The following is a 16,657-nucleotide window of genomic DNA, read 5'->3' as shown; positions in this document are numbered from 1 at the left end:
ATGGAAAGGGAAAAATAATCCGCTTGATTATACAGATTAAGGCAATTGTTTGCGATATTTATTCACAAAATTTTGCCGATTCAAGCCGTTTTTGATTTGTTTGCACTATTTATGGTATGGATTTAGAGAATATTCAGTAAATATTCAATTATTCACAATAAAAGTGCGGTTACTTCTGGAAAAAATTTAAATTTGTGATAAAACAATAAACAGAATAAATATTCGACACAATATCAATCAACCCAAACAAAAAGGAAACGTTTATGAAATTAAGTACCAAGCTTTCTTTGGCGGCGTTAGCCGTGGTTATGTCCGGTGGTGCGTTTGCCGCGCCGAAAACCTTAACTTATTGTTCCGAAGCTTCGCCGTCTTATTTTAATCCGCAGTTAGTGACGGATGGTCCCAGTATTGATGCCTCCGGTCAGCAAATTTATGATCGCTTGGTAGCCTTTGAAAAAGGCTCAACCAATATTGTTCCTTCTTTAGCGGAAAAATGGGATATTTCGGACGATGGCTTAACCTATACTTTCCATTTGCGTAAAGGCGTGAAATTCCATGCCAATAAAGATTTTAAACCGACACGGGATTTTAACGCGGATGACGTGTTGTTTTCCTTTAATCGCCAGTTAGATAAAAATCATCCGTATCATCAAGTATCCGGTGGCGGTTACGAGTATTTCATCGGTATGGATATGCCGAATATCATTAAATCCGTAGAGAAAATTGATGAATACACGGTGAAATTCACTTTAAATGTGCCAAATTCACCATTCTTAGCAAATTTGGCGATGGATTTTGCATCGATTTTATCGGCGCAATACGGCGAGCATTTAGCTAAAAGTGGTAAATTAAATGTCATTGATACCAACCCAATCGGTACCGGGCCGTTTGTGTTTGTGGATTATCAAAAAGACTCGGCAATCCGCTATAAAGCCTTTGATGAATACTGGCAAGGCAAAGCCCCGATTGATCGCTTAGTGTTTGCGATCACACCGGATGCGTCCGTACGTTATGCCAAATTGCAAAAAGGCGAATGTCAAGTGATGGCTTATCCGAATCCGGCAGATATCGAAGCCATGAAAAAAGACGATAAAATCAATTTGTTGAATCAATCCGGCTTGAACATCGGTTATCTGCATTTCAACGTACAAAAAGCACCGTTTGATAATGTAAAAGTGCGTCAGGCATTAAGCTATGCAGTGAACAAAGAGGCGATTTTGACTTCCGTCTATCAAGGTGCGGGACAGGTGGCAAAAAATCCGATTCCGCCGACAATTTGGTCTTACAACGATGCAGTGAAAGACTACGATTATAGTCCGGAAAAAGCCAAAGCCTTGTTAAAGGAAGTCGGTCTTGAAAACGGTTTTGAAACGGAAATTTGGGCAATGCCTGTTTCTCGTCCGTATAATCCGAATGCCCGTCGAATGGCCGAGTTGATTCAGGCAGATTGGGAAGCGGTTGGTGTGAAAACCAAAATCGTGAGCTATGAATGGGGCGAATATTTAAAACGTATGCGTAACGGCGACGCTCCGACGGGTATGATGGGTTGGACGGGTGATAACGGTGATCCGGATAATTTCTTTAATGCTTTATTAAGCTGTTCGGCAGTGGAAAACGGGTCTAACTATGCAAAATGGTGTAATAAAGACTTTGACGCATTAGTGGTGAAAGCCAACCAAGTGTCTGATAAAGCAGAGCGGACTAAGCTGTATGAACAGGCTCAAGTGATCTTCAAAGAGCAAGCACCTTGGATTACCATTGCACACTCAACGGTGTACGAACCGATCCGCAAAGAAGTGTTGAATTACCAATTGAGTCCGTTCGGTTTGCACCCGTTCTATGGTGTAGATCTGGCTCGATAGACGATTCGGAATAACTTATTCCAAATTAAACTAAAAAGTGCGGTGCACTTTTCTAAATATTTTATAAAATGCTTCGCACTTTATTAGAAATGAGTTCTTTTTAATATGTTTAAGTTTATTTTTAAACGCATTTTAATGGTGATTCCCACTTTTTTAGCCATTACATTAGTGACCTTTGCCTTAGTTCATTTGATTCCCGGTGATCCTATCGAAATCCGTATGGGCGAGCGTGGCGTAAGTCCGGAAGTGCACGCTCAAATGATGCAACAGCTTGGGCTTGACCGCCCGCTGCCGGAACAATATTTCACTTATGTAGGCAATGTGTTGCAGGGGGATTTTGGTGAGTCTTTTCGTAATAACGAACCGGTATTAAAAGAGTTTTTCACACTCTTTCCGGCCACCGTTGAATTAGCGTTTTTTGCTTTATTGTGGTCTCTCGTTGTGGGCATCGCTCTTGGTGTGATTGCGGCGGTGAAAAAAGAATCCTGGTTATCCCATATTATTACATCGCTATCGCTCACCGGTTATTCTATGCCGATTTTCTGGTGGGGTTTGATTTTGATTTTATATGTGGCCGCTCCGCTGAGTCTGCCTGCGGGCGGACGTTTGCCATCGGAATATTGGATCGACACCACTACCGGCTTTATGTTGATTGACACGTGGAATTCCGATGAACCCGGTGCTTTTGTGGCGGCGGTGAAATCTTTAATTTTACCGGCTATTGTATTGGGCACGATTCCCCTTGCGGTCATAACCCGCATGACCCGTTCCGCCATGTTGGAAGTGTTGGGCGAAGATTATATCCGTACCGCCAAAGCCAAAGGCTTGAGCACTATACGGATCGTTGTCGTTCATGCCCTGCGTAACGCCTTAATCCCTGTGGTGACAGTGGTCGGTTTGATTGTAGGGCAGCTGTTATCCGGAGCGGTATTAACGGAAAATATTTTCTCTTGGCCGGGCATCGGCAAATGGATTATCGATGCCATTAATGCCCGCGATTATCCTGTGTTGCAAGGTTCGGTGTTGATTATCGCCACCATTATTATTATTGTGAATTTAACTGTGGACTTGGTTTACGGCGTGGTGAATCCGCGTATTCGTCACCAGTAACGTTTTAGGAGTGATTTGAATGACGAATACAACTGAAACAGTCGTCACCGAAATGATTTCTCCTGCTCCGAAAACTCCGTTGCAGGAATTTTGGTATTATTTCAAACAAAACCGTGGTGCGGTGATTGGCTTGGTCTTTATTGTGCTGGTCACTTTTGTGTGCCTATTTGCGGATTTTATTTCCCCTTATGATCCAATTGTGCAAAATCGTACCGCACTTTTATTGCCGCCGGCATGGATGGCAAATGGTGATTCTGCTCACTTATTGGGAACGGACGATATTGGCCGTGATATTCTTTCCCGCATTATTTACGGGGCGAGATTATCGGTGTTTATCGGGATGATCATCGTGGCATTATCTTGCGTACTGGGCGTGATTTTAGGTCTATTGGCCGGTTATTACGGCGGTATGCTGGACATTATCATTATGCGTTTCGTGGATATTATGCTGGCGATTCCGAGCCTGTTGCTCACTATCGGCGTGGTCACGATTTTAGGTCCGTCGTTAATGAATGCAGCCATCGCCATTGCCGTGGTGTCGATTCCGAGCTATGTGCGTTTAACCCGTGCATCGGTGATGAATGAAGTGAACCGTGATTATGTCACCGCTTCCCGCGTAGCCGGTGCAGGCGTGTTCCGCTTGATGTTTATCGTGATTTTGCCAAACTGTTTGGCTCCGCTTATCGTGCAAATGACGATGGGGATTTCCAACGCTATTTTAGAATTGGCGGCCTTAGGTTTCTTAGGGATCGGGGCTCAACCGCCTACACCTGAATTGGGCACTATGTTGGCAGAATCCCGCGGATTTATGCAATCCGCCAGTTGGTTAGTGACTACTCCGGGTGTAGCAATTCTCTTGTTAGTGCTTGCTTTCAATCTAATGGGCGACGGCTTGCGTGACGCACTTGATCCAAAATTGAAACAATAGGGGAAGTGATGTCATTATTAACCGTTAATCAACTTTCCGTGCATTTCGGCGATGTAAGCACGCCGTTTAAAGCAGTGGATCGTATCAGTTATGAAATCAAACAGGGCGAAGTGTTGGGCATTGTGGGTGAATCGGGTTCCGGCAAGTCCGTGAGTTCCTTGGCGATTATGGGATTAATCGATTACCCCGGCCGAGTAACAGCGGAAGCCTTATCTTTTGACGATAAAGATTTGCTCCGTTTAAGCGAAAAAGAAAAACGCAAAATCGTGGGGGCGGAAGTCGCTATGATTTTTCAAGACCCAATGACCAGTTTAAATCCAAGCTATACCGTCGGTTTTCAAATTATGGAAGCCTTAAAAGTCCATCAAGGCGGGAGCAAAAAAGAACGTCGCGAACGCACCTTGGAATTATTGCAGTTAGTGGGGATTCCTGATCCCGCTTCTCGTTTGGATGTTTATCCGCATCAACTATCCGGCGGTATGAGCCAGCGTGTGATGATCGCAATGGCCATTGCCTGCAAACCGAAGTTATTGATCGCCGACGAACCGACCACGGCGTTGGATGTGACCATTCAGGCTCAAATAATGGATTTGTTGCTGGAATTGCAACAAAAGGAAAATATGGCATTGATTCTGATCACCCACGATTTGGCGTTGGTGGCGGAATCGGCTCATCGCATTATCGTGATGTACGCGGGACAAGTGGTGGAAGAAGGAAGTGCGGTGGATATTTTTAAAAATCCGAAGCATCCGTACACTCAAGCCTTATTGCGTTCCTTACCGGAATTTGCCGAAGGTAAATCCCGTTTGCAATCCCTCAGCGGTGTTGTGCCGGGTAAATACGACCGACCGCAAGGTTGTCTGTTAAATCCGCGTTGTCCGTATGCGACGGAAAAATGTCGCAAAATCGAACCGCACTTGATGCAATTAGCCAATCGCCAGGTAAAATGCCATTTTCCATTAGATAATCAAGGAAATCCGATTTATGAATAAGCCACAAGCACCACTGCTTGATGCGGTGAATTTGAAAAAATATTACCCGGTGAAATCAGGGCTGTTTGCTGAAAAGAAAATGGTAAAAGCGGTGGACGGTGTCTCTTTCACTCTGCAACGGGGCAAAACCCTTGCGGTAGTAGGTGAATCCGGTTGCGGGAAGTCCACGCTGGGGCGGATGCTCACGATGATTGAGGCTCCCACCGAAGGGCAATTGTATTACAACGGACAAAACTTTTTGGTGAACGACAAAGCTACGCAAAAATTGCGTCGGCAGAAAATTCAAATCGTGTTTCAGAATCCTTATGCGTCGTTAAATCCGCGTAAAAAAATCGGCTCGATTTTAGAAGAACCCTTGCTGATCAACACCGATCTTACTGCTCCGCAACGCAAAGCGCGTGTATTGGAAATTATGGCAAAAGTCGGCTTGCGGGCAGAGTTTTACGACCGCTATCCCCATATGTTTTCCGGCGGTCAACGCCAACGTATCGCCATTGCCCGCGGGTTAATGTTGAACCCGGATATTGTAGTGGCAGATGAACCCGTGTCTGCGTTGGATGTATCCGTGCGGGCTCAAGTGCTGAATCTAATGATGGATTTGCAACAAGAGCTAGGCTTGTCTTATGTGTTTATTTCCCACGATTTATCGGTGGTGGAACATATCGCCGATGAAGTGATGGTGATGTATTTAGGTCGTTGCGTAGAACAGGGAAGTGCGGTGGATATTTTCAAAAATCCACGACATCCTTACACTCAAGCCTTGCTTTCCGCTACTCCGCGGTTATCACCGGAACTGCGTCGCGAACGCATTAAATTAGAAGGCGAACTGCCAAGCCCGCTAAATCCCCCCAAAGGCTGTGCTTTTCACGCCCGCTGTCGGAAAGCCACCGACCGTTGTCGAGCCGAACAACCAAAATTGGAAACTCGCGACGACGGTGTGTTGATTGCATGTTTTATGGTTTGATATTCATATTTTTTAGTTTAATTTAAGATGACATCGTAAATTAAACTAAAATTTGAGATTACTATCGTTACCACTTATATTGAACGCAATGTGCGACAAATCGGTAATATGGCTGATACAGGCGATTTTACTCGTTTATGGTGGCTATTGCCGGCCGTAGCGGGGAATTGTTGAATTACAGTAGTGTAGCACAAGAGGTCGGCGTGTCAGTGGATACGGTTAAACGTTGGTTGAGCATTTTGGAAACATCCGGCATTGTGTATTTGTTGTAACTATTCAAACCACACCACACTTGCCATTCGACCGGTTTGACCGTCTCGGCGATAGGAGAAAAATGGCTCTTTTTCCAAATAGGTGCAATGTTCGCCACCGCTGATTTGGGTGATGCCAAGTTTATTTAAACGTTGGGTGGCAATTTTATACAGATCGCCTAAATATTTTTCAGAATCGACCGCACTTTGATCCCGCAAAAACGCGGATTCTGCCCGGCTGTCAAAAGCCATAAATTGATCCACCACTTCTCGCTCTACTTGAAAGGCGGTTTTGCCAATGGCGGGACCGAACCAAGCGATAATTTCTCGCGGATCACATTGAAATTTTGCCACCGTCGCTTCTAAAATGCCATCGCATAACCCCCGCCAGCCGGCGTGAGCAGATGCTACTTCGTTGCCTTGTTGATTGGTAAACAATACCGGCAGACAATCGGCCGTCATCACCAAACATACTTGGTTCGGTTGATTGGTATAAACCCCATCCGCATTGGGCGTTTCACCGCAGTATGGCAAAGTTACCACATTAGTGCTGTGGGTTTGGTTTAAAAACAGCGGTGTTTGGGGCAGGTCGAACTGTTCCACCAATAAAGTGCGGTTGGTTTTCACTGAATTTTTATCATCTCCCACGTGATCGCCGAGATTAAAGCTATCAAACGGGGCAAGGCTTACACCGCCTTGTCGGGTGGTGGTGAAACCGTGAACGTTGTTTGGTGCTTGCCAGTTGGGTTTAATGCAGTTCATTTTTAATAATCCAATTCATCTTTATGCAATTGATAATCTTCTTTCAGTGCATTAACCAATTCCACAAAATCATCGGGCAGCGGAGCGTGCCATTCCATCGGCTCGCCGGTGATCGGATGCTCTAAACGCAACATTACCGCGTGCAAAGCCTGGCGTTGAAAATTGCGTAGTACTTCGGCAAAATGTTCGCTGGCATTTTTCGGCGGACGCGGGCGACCGCCATAGATTTGATCGCCTAATAATGGGTGAGCGATATGAGCCATATGTACGCGAATTTGATGAGTACGACCTGTTTCCAAGCGTAAACGCAAGCGAGTGTAATCGCGGAAACGTTCCATAATACGATAGTGTGTTACCGCCGGTTTACCCATTGGGTGTACGGCCATATGCGTGCGTTTGGTCGGGTGGCGTGCCATCGGTTGATCCACTTTTCCTCCCTTGGTCATAATTCCGCCGGCAATGGCTTCATATTCGCGGGTGATTTTACGTTTTTGCAGATCCCGCACCAGTTTGGTTTGTGCCGGAATTGTTTTTGCCACCACCATCAAACCTGTGGTGTCTTTATCTAAACGGTGGACAATGCCCGCTCTAGGTACTTCCGCAATTTGCGGATAATGATAGAGCAGCGCATTCAGTACCGTGCCGTTGCGATTGCCCGCACCAGGGTGCACCACAAAATCTTTCGGTTTGTTGATGACTAAAATATCATCGTCTTCATAGATGATGTTCAACGGCAGATTTTCAGGCTCAAAATGGGTATCATCTTCCACTTCCACCATGATTTCTACTTGTTCGCCGCCATAGATTTTTTCACGGGGGACATTGGCAATTTTGCCGTTTATTTGTACCAAGTCCGCTTCAATCCAGGTTTTTATGCGGGAACGGGAATAATCGGGGAACAATTCTGCTAATGTTTGGTCTAAACGTTGCCCCATTTGCTGCGGTTGCACTTCCGCAGATAAAGTAATTTGTGCCATAAATAACAATAATCCAATAATTTGAGTTTGCTTATTTGATAATGTCCTATACAATATCGAAAATATTTCTAAAAGCAAATCTAATTTTTGATATAAGGATAAAAGGATAAGATAATGCGTAATTTAAAAAGACTTGCATTGATCACATTCACTGTATTGGCGGTTACCGCCTGTTCCGGCTCATCTAAAGAAGATCAAGTTGCACAAGGCTCTTTGTTGGAACTTAATGAAAGAGCGCAATATTATCTGAATGATGAAAACTATGGCGAAGCGGTTCGTTATTTGGAAGCCATCGAAAGCCGCTATCCCGGTAGTGCCAATAGTGAGCAAAATCAATTAGATTTAATTTATTCTTACTATCAACGTCAAGACTACACCAATACATTAAGTATTGCGGAGCGTTTTTTACGCGCACACCCAACCAGCCGTAATTTAGATTATGTGTTATATATGGCGGGTTTAACGAATCAGGCATTAGGTGATAACTTCTTACAGGATTTGTTTAATATCGACCGTGCCTCCCGTGAAACCACCACAATTAAAAATGCTTATGGTAACTTTGAAACCTTAATTCAGCATTTCCCGAACAGCAAATATGCGTTAGACGCGTCTTTGCGTATGACTTATTTGAAAAAACGTGTAGCGAAACATGAACTTGAGATCGCCGAGTTTTATGAAAAACGTAAAGCTTACGTTGCGGTCGTGAATCGTTGCTTAGGTCTGTTAAGCCGTTATCCGGATACTTGGGCGGCACAAGAAGCCCGTCCGTTGTTAAAAGAAGCTTATGAAGCGTTAGGCTTAACTGAAATGGCGGCAAAAACCGAGCAGTTAATTGAACAAAACAAAGATAAAACTTATGCAGACGTAGAAAAACCGGAAGATCCGGATGTAACACCACCAAGAGTGAATGCAACAAATTAATGATTTTAGGGCGGAATGATTTCCGCCTTAAATTTTTTCTAAAAGTAACCGCACTTTTCACTTTGCCAAAATTTCCTTTCTCTTATATCATATATAAAAAATTACATAACGAGTTTTCTCTATGCAATCTATTCTTGATTTTTTTTCACTTAGCGAACTGGAACGTAGTGCTATTCATTTAAGCCTGAGCGTAGCATTAAGTGCGATGTTATACAGTTTGCCTGTCGCCATTGTTTTGGCGTGGTTGTTGGCTCGCAAGAATTTCTGGGGAAAGACCGCACTTAACGGCATTTTGCATTTACCCTTGGTGCTACCGCCGGTAGTAGTGGGATATTTGCTGTTGGTAACAATGGGCAGAAACGGACTGATCGGCAAATATTTATATGAATGGTTCGGTGTTTCTTTTGCCTTTAGCTGGAAAGGTGCGGTGCTGGCAGCGGCGATAGTGTCTTTACCTTTAGTGGTGCGGACGATCCGTTTATCCTTGGAAAGTATTGACCGCAAATTGGAACAAGCCGCACGTACATTGGGGGCATCGCCAATTCGAGTGTTTTTCACTATCACCTTGCCCCTGACTCTGCCCGGTGTTTTAGCCGGTACGGTGCTGGGGTTTGCTCGAGCTTTGGGCGAATTTGGCGCAACCATCACTTTTGTGTCCAATATTGCCGGTGAAACTCAAACTATCCCGCTGGCAATGTATTCCTTTATTCAAACGCCGGGAGCGGAATTTGAAGCCGCACGGCTTTGTGTGTTTGCTGTGTTATTGGCGTTATTGTCTTTATTACTATCGGAATGGCTGGCGAAATTTATGCAAAAACGGCTGGGAAATAACAATGCTTGAGATTATCGTAAAAAAACAATTTCTGGATTTAACTTTAGATGTGGACTTGCAACTACCGGCAAAAGGCGTGACCGGGATTTTTGGGTTATCCGGAGCGGGCAAATCGACCCTGATTAATTTGGTAGCCGGTTTGCTGTCGCCCGATGACGGAAAAATTGTTATTAATGACCGCACTTTATTTGATAGACGCAGCAATATTAATCTCGCACCGGAAAAGCGTCATATCGCTTATGTGTTCCAAGATGCCCGCCTGTTTCCACACTATAAAGTAAAAGGAAATTTGCAATACGGAATGAAATGCGACAATTCGCAACACGTTGATGATATTGTGAATTTACTCGGTTTAAATATGTTGTTAAACCGTTATCCGTACAGCTTATCGGGCGGTGAGAAACAGCGGGTAGCCATTGGGCGGGCGTTATTATCGGAACCGGAATTATTATTAATGGATGAACCCTTGTCCGGATTAGATCTACCCCGTAAACGGGAATTGTTAAGCTATTTGGAAGCACTGACCCGACAAATTGAAATCCCTATTTTATATGTGAGCCATAGCTTAAATGAATTGCAGGCTTTAGCGGATCATGTGGTGTTACTGGAAGACGGAAAAGTTTTAATTGCCGATAATTTGCCTACAGTTTGGGCAAGCGAACATTTTCAACGTTGGCAACAAGCCGCACATTTTTAGCAGTTATTTTTAACTAACGGTAAATCCTGCGTATGCGGAAAACTTCCCGATTTGGTTCGAACAAGCTAACGCAATGCACCAATATGCTTTATGGAGAAGCAAAACGTGTAATTTCAAAACTTTCAAATGTCTGATTTCCCATATAATCTTGCATAATTACTTGATCAACTTTCGCTGTTTTCGGACCTTGTTGTAGCCATTGGTATAAGGTTTCGATTTGTTGTTCGGAGCCTTCTGCAATCACTTGCACACTGCCGTCGCTGAGATTTCTCACAATCCCCGATACGCCGATTTTTTGTGCTTTCCGCAGCGTAAAAAAACGAAAACTGACACCTTGCACTCGTCCATAAACGGAAAATTGTTTTCTTATCAGCATATTGTTCTCCTTAATTATTTTGATTTTAAACAAAATTTATACTTGTTTCACATTTTTCTATTTCAATTTTAATCAAATTAGAATAGGATAGACAAACATTTATTGTTTCAAACGCTATTTAGGAGTTTATATGAAATTTAAGCACATTGCGTTAAGCGTAGCAGCGGTTTTTGCAAGCACTACCGCATTTGCCGGCGTAGTGACCGGTTCTTCAAACGTTGAGTTTTTAGCTGTTGACGGACAGAAAGCGAGTAAATCTTTATTGAAAGAAGCGCGCTCATTAAATGTTAGCGGCGGCGAAAAACATCAAGTGGTTGTGCGTGTGTCTGAAATTGTGCGTGTTGGGTCTGATCGCGAATTATTTGAATCCGATCCGATTGTGGTGACTTTCCAAGCCCCGCATGATGATGTTGTGATTTCTGCACCGCGTATTGAAAACGAACGTGATGTAAATAATTTCAAGAAAAATCCTGAAATTAAGGTTAAAACTACTTCCGGTTCACACGTATCTTCAGTGCAGGAATATTTGAAACAAGAAGGTTTCCTGCCGGGCGTGAACTTAGTAGATAATTTATCCGAATACAACGCTTCCGGTGCAAAAGCTGCGGTTCGTTCATTTGCGGCAACTGCAATGCCTGCGGCAGTGCCGACTTTAGGTAAAGCACAAAAAGGTAAAGTGGTGGTACAAGGCGAAAATATGGTGGAGCAACAATTACAATATTGGTTCCAACAAGCGGATGCAGAAACACAACAACGTTTCTTAAAATGGGCAACTAAAAAATAATCTTATCTTTATTAAGGGGCGATTTCGCCCCTTTTTTCTATTTTGTTTTTCAAAAGGAATAAAAAAAATGGAAAAAACCTACCGCACTTTATCTTCAACAAAACGCATTGCCTTAGTGGCTCACGATCACTGCAAACAAGATTTAATTGATTGGACGGTGAGTCATCGCGATGTATTGGCAAATCATAGGCTTTTTGCCACCGGCACTACCGGGCATTTAATTGAACGGGCAACCGGATTAAGCATTACCAGTTTATTAAGCGGTCCGATGGGCGGGGATCAGCAATTAGGCGGTTTGATTGCCGAAGGTAAAATTGATTTAATGATTTTCTTTTGGGATCCAATGAATGCAGTGCCCCATGATCCTGACGTAAAAGCCTTAATGCGGGTAGCGACGGTGTGGAATATTCCCGTGGCAATGAATATCGCCACTGCCGATTTTCTGATTCACTCGCCGGCATTTAATCAAACCACAGAAATCCGCATTCCGGATTATCAAGGGTATTTGCGGGAACGGTTAAAATAATTGAAAAAATGACCGCACTTTAGAGAATTTTTAGGGAATCGATTGATAAATAATGAAAGCAAATTGGTTTAATGCCCGAATTTTAGCAAGTGTACCGATTTTTTTATCAGTGAATATCGCATCCGTGGCGGTATGGTTTGCGGATATTTCGCAACAAAGTATGCCTTTGGTGCTGGGTATTATCGCCGGTGCCTTGGTGGATTTGGATCACCGACTGACCGGACGGGTCAAAAATCTCTTTTATACCCTTTGTGCTTTCTCGCTCACCACAGTTACCGTGCAGTTATTTATTACGCAAAACCTGTGGTTTGTGCTGATGATGACTGTGCTGACCTTTGTACTGACAATGCTCGGTGCGGTGGGATCTCGTTATCGCACCATCGCCTTTGGCACGCTGGTGGTGGGGCTATACACCATTCTCACTTATTTGCCGGAAACCCTTTGGTATCTTAATCCGATTTTAATTCTTACGGGGACCTTGCTTTATAGCCTGCTATCGCTGTTGGTGTATGCGTTCTTTCCCAACCGTGCGGTGCAGGAAAATATTGCGGATTCTTTCACCGCACTTGCGGATTATTTGGATGTGAAATCCTCTTTTTTTGATCCTGACGACAACGAAATTTTACCGCAAAAACAATATAATCTGGCAATGAAAAACAGTTTGTTGACCAATGCCTTTAATGTGGGGCGATTGGCATTGTTTTACCGTTTGAAAAATCAGCATCGGCATATTCGCACCACCAAAATGATCCGCTATTATTTTGCCGCACAGGAAATGCACGAGCGAGCCAATTCCAGTTATTTTGATTATCAATCCTTAACCAACCTATTGAAAAATACGGATTTATTATTCCGCATCCAACGGTTATTTGAACTACAGGCTCAAGCCTGCCGGGATATTGCTTCCGGCTTAAGGCAAAATCAATCTTATACCTATCATCCGCGATTAGAACGGGCGATTCAAGGATTAAACCAATCCTTTGAACATTACACCGCCGCCCATCGCGATATTAACGCATCCTTGTTACAGCATTTAAGAAGTCTGTTAGATAATTTGCAGGGTATTGATTGGCAACTCAGTCATTTAGATCAAAAAGCCGTTGAAAATCCCGATGATAATGACAATGCTCAGATTCAAGCGGAAAATATCAGTGGTTTGCACAATATTTTTTATTCCATTCGCAGTCATTTTACGTTTAATTCCCAACTGTTCCGCCACGCTGTGAGGTTATCCATCGTTGTCTTTTTATGTTGTGCTATTGTGGAAATCTTTCAGTTAGAACGAGGTTATTGGATTTTATTAACCGCGATTTTTGTCTGCCAACCGAACTATTCCGCGACCAAAGTGCGGTTAAAACAGCGGATTATCGGCACGATTTTAGGTGTGATCATCGGTTCTTTGTTGCCCTATTTCACCGCGACCTTGGAAGCAAAATTAGGTATCGTGGTGTTGTCCAGCACGTTGTTTTATTTTTTCCGCACCAATAATTATAGCTTTTCCACCTTTTTTATCACCATCCAAGTGCTGACCAGCTTTGATATCATGGGCTTTGATATTTATGCGGCAATGGGATCGCGTGTGATTGACACTTTCATCGGTGCGGTGATCTCGTGGTTCGGCGTGTCTTACTTATGGCCGGATTGGAAGTATTTGGCGTTGGATAAAGTGGCGGTGCAGGCAATAAAAAGCGATGCGAAATATTTGCTGTATATTATCAGCCAGTTGCAATTTGGCCGCGGTGACGATTTAAAATACCGCATTGTCCGCCGTAATGCTCACGAATACGCCACGGAATTAAGTACCACTATTTCTAATATGAATAATGAACCGGAAAAGTACCGCACTTTTCTGCAAGATGGCTTTCAACTGTTGAATATTAATTATTCTTTGCTCAGCTATATTTCCGCGCTGGGTGCATTTCGCAATAAAATGAAGCAATTACACCAAAGTGCAGATTTTCTTGCTCAATTTTATCCCGTGGCGAAAAAAATTATTTATGTGCTGGAAAATCTTGGTCAGCTATCGCAGGACGAATTTGAGCAACTTTCTTTGAACATTGATTTAAGTCTGAAACAATATGCCTCAGAACTTAACGAAAACCACCAAGGCACGGATTTCACCGTACCGGTGCAACAACTGGCAATGATCAGCCAGGTTTTGCCACAGTTGAATCAGGCGTTTTGTCATATCTACCAAAAATCATCTGCTGTAAATTCATAATTTATTATGAATAATATTCATTTTAATTATTAAAATTATGAGGTTGTCTAATAATTAAAAATATCGCATTATCTGTTCATAGGATTTAGATGGCTAAACGTCTAAATAAAAATTCAAATCACAACAGACTATGGGAGAAAACAAATGACAACATTTCATATTTTAGGCTTTCCACGTGTTGGTGCAAAACGCGAATTAAAATTTGCACAAGAACGTTATTGGCGTAAAGAGTTAAACGAACAGGATTTATTGCAAGTGGCAAAACTTTTGCGGGAAGCTAACTGGCAATATCAAGCCAAGGCGGGGGCTGATTTTGTTTCCGTGGCGGATTTCACTTTTTACGATCATATTTTAGATCTGCAAGTGGCAACAGGAGCGATTCCTGCTCGTTTTGGTTTCGACAGTCAACAACTAACCTTAGAGCAATATTTCCAACTGGCTCGCGGAAATAAAGATCAATTTGCCATTGAAATGACAAAATGGTTTGACACCAACTACCATTATCTAGTGCCGGAATTTCAAAAAGATACCCAATTTAAAGCCAATCCGACACATTATGTGAATCAGCTAAAAGAAGCTCGAGCTTTAGGTTATAAAGCCAAACCGACTATCGTGGGACCACTGACATTTTTATGGTTAGGCAAAGAAAAAGGCGAAACCTTTAACCGCTTTGATTTATTGCCTCAACTCATTCCTATTTATGTGGAAATTTTGACCGCACTTGCCAATGAAGGGGCAGAGTGGATCCAAATTGACGAACCGGCACTCACCTTAGATTTACCGACAGAATGGCTGGAAGCCTATAAAATCGTCTATGCAGAATTGGCGAAAGTGGAGGCGAAATTATTATTTGCCACTTATTTCGGGTCTGTGGCAGAACACAGTCAATTATTAAAAGCCTTGCCGGTGGACGGTTTGCATCTTGATTTAGTGCGTGCCCCCCAACAAGTAAGTGCATTTGCCGATTATGATAAAGTGCTCTCTGCCGGTGTGATTGATGGGCGTAATATTTGGCGTGCCAATTTAAATCAAGTGTTGGATGTATTGGAACCGTTGAAAGCACAGTTAAACGAACGCTTATGGATTGCACCGAGCTGTTCCTTATTGCATACGCCTTATGATCTCAGTGTGGAAACCCAATTACAAACCGATAATGCTGATCTCTATAGCTGGTTAGCCTTTACGTTGCAAAAAGTGCAAGAGTTAGGCACGTTGAAACAAGCATTAGAAAACGGCCGCACTGCGGTGCAGGCGGAATTAACTACCTGCCAACAGGCTTTTGAGGCCCGAACTAACTCGCAAGAGATTCACCGCCTTGCAGTGTCGGAACGTTTGGCGAATTTATCACAAGATGCGGATCAGCGTAAATTGCCATTTGCAGAACGCATTAAATTACAAAATGCTTGGCTCAATCTGCCGTTACTGCCGACTACCAATATCGGTTCATTCCCGCAAACCACGGAAATTCGTTACGCGCGTTCCCGCTTTAAAAAAGGCGAATTGAGCTTGGCAGATTATGAAACCGCAATGAAAAAAGAAATTGAGTTTGTGGTACGGGAACAAGAAAAATTAGATCTTGATGTGTTGGTACACGGTGAAGCAGAGCGTAATGATATGGTGGAATACTTTGGTGAGTTATTAGACGGTTTTGCGTTCACCAAATTCGGCTGGGTGCAAAGTTACGGTTCTCGTTGTGTAAAACCGCCGGTGATTTATGGCGATGTAGAACGTCCTACTCCGATGACCGTGCGTTGGTCGCAATATGCTCAAAGCCTGACGAAAAAACCAATGAAAGGAATGTTGACCGGCCCGGTGACGATTTTGCAATGGTCTTTTGTGCGTAACGATATTCCACGTTCTACGGTGTGCAAACAAATCGCCGTGGCGTTATCCGATGAAGTGCGTGATTTGGAAAAAGCGGGTATTAAAATCATTCAAATTGACGAACCGGCAATCCGTGAAGGCTTACCGCTGAAACGCGCGGATTGGGATACATATCTGCAATGGGCGGGCGAAGCATTCCGTTTAAGTTCAATGGGTTGTGCCAATGATACGCAAATTCACACCCACATGTGTTATTCCGAATTTAACGATATTTTACCGGCTATTGCAGAATTGGATGCGGATGTGATCACTATTGAAACGTCCCGTTCCGATATGGAATTACTCACCGCATTTGGCGATTTCAAATACCCGAACGACATCGGTCCCGGCGTTTATGATATCCACAGTCCGCGAGTACCGAAAGCGGAAGAAATCGAACATCTGTTGCGTAAGGCCTTAAAAGTCGTCCCTGCCGAACGTTTATGGGTAAACCCGGACTGCGGTTTAAAAACCCGTGGCTGGCCTGAAACCGTTGAAGCCTTGAAAGTGATGGTGGATGTAACGAAGAAATTGCGTAAAGAATTGGTGTAATTTTTTATTGGTGGGCAACAAGTGCCCACCCTACAACAA

General features: G+C 43.4%; 14 protein-coding genes and 2 pseudogenes. 13 read left to right on the top strand and 3 right to left on the bottom strand.

Annotation, left to right across the window (positions count from 1 at the left end):
* Positions 1-263 precede the first annotated feature (263 nt).
* The 6 genes and pseudogenes from EDC44_RS06410 to EDC44_RS06385 all read left to right on the top strand — a co-directional run.
* On the top strand, positions 264-1,862 hold the full coding sequence (locus tag EDC44_RS06410) for an ABC transporter substrate-binding protein (protein ID WP_131976532.1): 1,599 nt from the start codon (positions 264-266) through the stop codon (positions 1,860-1,862).
* Positions 1,863-1,967: 105 nt separating this feature from the next.
* Entirely contained in the window at positions 1,968-2,972 is a 1,005-nt protein-coding gene (locus tag EDC44_RS06405; RefSeq protein ID WP_131976530.1) for an ABC transporter permease subunit, read from the top strand.
* 19 nt (positions 2,973-2,991) lie between these two features.
* On the top strand, positions 2,992-3,900 hold the full coding sequence (locus tag EDC44_RS06400) for an ABC transporter permease subunit (RefSeq protein WP_131976528.1): 909 nt from the start codon (positions 2,992-2,994) through the stop codon (positions 3,898-3,900).
* 8 nt (positions 3,901-3,908) lie between these two features.
* Positions 3,909-4,892 (top strand): dipeptide ABC transporter ATP-binding protein, encoded by a 984-nt coding sequence (dppD, locus tag EDC44_RS06395; RefSeq protein WP_131976526.1) that lies wholly within the window; start codon positions 3,909-3,911, stop codon positions 4,890-4,892.
* A complete protein-coding gene (locus tag EDC44_RS06390) occupies positions 4,885-5,856 on the top strand; it encodes a peptide ABC transporter ATP-binding protein (RefSeq protein WP_131976524.1) in 972 nt (323 codons plus the stop codon). Before dppD ends, EDC44_RS06390 begins: the two co-directional genes overlap by 8 nt.
* A 66-nt stretch (positions 5,857-5,922) precedes the next feature.
* Positions 5,923-6,125: pseudogene (locus EDC44_RS06385) on the top strand (DUF4143 domain-containing protein); the annotation flags it as partial.
* A 3-nt stretch (positions 6,126-6,128) separates the two neighbouring features.
* Here EDC44_RS06385 and pgeF read toward each other — a convergent pair.
* Both pgeF and rluD read right to left on the bottom strand, forming a co-directional pair.
* Complete coding sequence (pgeF, locus tag EDC44_RS06380; protein WP_131976522.1) at positions 6,129-6,869, bottom strand: peptidoglycan editing factor PgeF; 741 nt, start codon at positions 6,867-6,869, stop codon at positions 6,129-6,131.
* 2 nt (positions 6,870-6,871) lie between these two features.
* Positions 6,872-7,846, bottom strand: coding sequence for a 23S rRNA pseudouridine(1911/1915/1917) synthase RluD (gene rluD / locus EDC44_RS06375; RefSeq protein ID WP_131976520.1), 975 nt, complete (start codon positions 7,844-7,846; stop codon positions 6,872-6,874).
* A 114-nt stretch (positions 7,847-7,960) separates the two neighbouring features.
* Here rluD and EDC44_RS06370 point away from each other — a divergent pair, with 114 nt between their 5' ends.
* The 3 genes and pseudogenes from EDC44_RS06370 to modC form a co-directional block, all read left to right on the top strand.
* Positions 7,961-8,767 carry an outer membrane protein assembly factor BamD gene (locus EDC44_RS06370; RefSeq protein WP_131976518.1) on the top strand — a complete coding sequence of 269 codons (807 nt, stop codon included), beginning with the start codon at positions 7,961-7,963 and terminating at the stop codon, positions 8,765-8,767.
* A 121-nt stretch (positions 8,768-8,888) separates the two neighbouring features.
* Positions 8,889-9,608 (top strand): molybdate ABC transporter permease subunit, encoded by a 720-nt coding sequence (modB, locus tag EDC44_RS06365; protein WP_131976516.1) that lies wholly within the window; start codon positions 8,889-8,891, stop codon positions 9,606-9,608.
* Positions 9,601-10,281, top strand: a pseudogene (gene modC, locus EDC44_RS06360) (molybdenum ABC transporter ATP-binding protein); the annotation flags it as partial. The gene modB and the pseudogene modC, both read left to right, overlap by 8 nt.
* A 103-nt stretch (positions 10,282-10,384) precedes the next feature.
* Here modC and EDC44_RS06355 read toward each other — a convergent pair.
* The gene (locus tag EDC44_RS06355; protein ID WP_131976583.1) at positions 10,385-10,669 is read right to left on the bottom strand and encodes an acylphosphatase; all 285 of its coding nucleotides are present in this window, start codon (positions 10,667-10,669) and stop codon (positions 10,385-10,387) included.
* Between the two features lie 133 nt (positions 10,670-10,802).
* Here EDC44_RS06355 and EDC44_RS06350 point away from each other — a divergent pair, with 133 nt between their 5' ends.
* From EDC44_RS06350 to metE, 4 genes are all read left to right on the top strand, one after another.
* Positions 10,803-11,456 carry a curli polymerization inhibitor CsgI-related protein gene (locus tag EDC44_RS06350; protein WP_131976512.1) on the top strand — a complete coding sequence of 218 codons (654 nt, stop codon included), beginning with the start codon at positions 10,803-10,805 and terminating at the stop codon, positions 11,454-11,456.
* A 67-nt stretch (positions 11,457-11,523) separates the two neighbouring features.
* Complete coding sequence (gene mgsA, locus EDC44_RS06345) at positions 11,524-11,982, top strand: methylglyoxal synthase (protein ID WP_131976510.1); 459 nt, start codon at positions 11,524-11,526, stop codon at positions 11,980-11,982.
* A 52-nt stretch (positions 11,983-12,034) separates the two neighbouring features.
* Entirely contained in the window at positions 12,035-14,203 is a 2,169-nt protein-coding gene (yccS, locus tag EDC44_RS06340; protein WP_131976508.1) for a YccS family putative transporter, read from the top strand.
* Positions 14,204-14,347: 144 nt separating this feature from the next.
* On the top strand, positions 14,348-16,618 hold the full coding sequence (gene metE, locus EDC44_RS06335; protein ID WP_131976506.1) for a 5-methyltetrahydropteroyltriglutamate--homocysteine S-methyltransferase: 2,271 nt from the start codon (positions 14,348-14,350) through the stop codon (positions 16,616-16,618).
* Positions 16,619-16,657: the final 39 nt, after the last annotated feature.

It is taken from the genome of Cricetibacter osteomyelitidis, from assembly GCF_004340985.1.
Classification (GTDB): Bacteria; Pseudomonadota; Gammaproteobacteria; order Enterobacterales; family Pasteurellaceae; genus Cricetibacter; species Cricetibacter osteomyelitidis.
The sequence above is the reverse complement of the archived record's forward strand: the minus strand, read 5'-3'. Positions and strand labels throughout refer to the sequence as shown.

Excerpts from the sequence above, each read along its gene's own strand:
- EDC44_RS06410 (WP_131976532.1), top strand. The coding sequence starts at position 264 with ATGAAATTAAGTACCAAGCTTTCTTTGGCGGCGTTAGCCGTGGTTATG.
- EDC44_RS06405 (WP_131976530.1), top strand. The coding sequence starts at position 1,968 with ATGTTTAAGTTTATTTTTAAACGCATTTTAATGGTGATTCCCACTTTT.
- EDC44_RS06400 (WP_131976528.1), top strand. The coding sequence starts at position 2,992 with ATGACGAATACAACTGAAACAGTCGTCACCGAAATGATTTCTCCTGCT.
- dppD (WP_131976526.1), top strand. The coding sequence starts at position 3,909 with ATGTCATTATTAACCGTTAATCAACTTTCCGTGCATTTCGGCGATGTA.
- EDC44_RS06390 (WP_131976524.1), top strand. The coding sequence starts at position 4,885 with ATGAATAAGCCACAAGCACCACTGCTTGATGCGGTGAATTTGAAAAAA.
- pgeF (WP_131976522.1), bottom strand. The coding sequence starts at position 6,869 with ATGAACTGCATTAAACCCAACTGGCAAGCACCAAACAACGTTCACGGT.
- rluD (WP_131976520.1), bottom strand. The coding sequence starts at position 7,846 with ATGGCACAAATTACTTTATCTGCGGAAGTGCAACCGCAGCAAATGGGG.
- EDC44_RS06370 (WP_131976518.1), top strand. The coding sequence starts at position 7,961 with ATGCGTAATTTAAAAAGACTTGCATTGATCACATTCACTGTATTGGCG.
- modB (WP_131976516.1), top strand. The coding sequence starts at position 8,889 with ATGCAATCTATTCTTGATTTTTTTTCACTTAGCGAACTGGAACGTAGT.
- EDC44_RS06350 (WP_131976512.1), top strand. The coding sequence starts at position 10,803 with ATGAAATTTAAGCACATTGCGTTAAGCGTAGCAGCGGTTTTTGCAAGC.
- mgsA (WP_131976510.1), top strand. The coding sequence starts at position 11,524 with ATGGAAAAAACCTACCGCACTTTATCTTCAACAAAACGCATTGCCTTA.
- yccS (WP_131976508.1), top strand. The coding sequence starts at position 12,035 with ATGAAAGCAAATTGGTTTAATGCCCGAATTTTAGCAAGTGTACCGATT.
- metE (WP_131976506.1), top strand. The coding sequence starts at position 14,348 with ATGACAACATTTCATATTTTAGGCTTTCCACGTGTTGGTGCAAAACGC.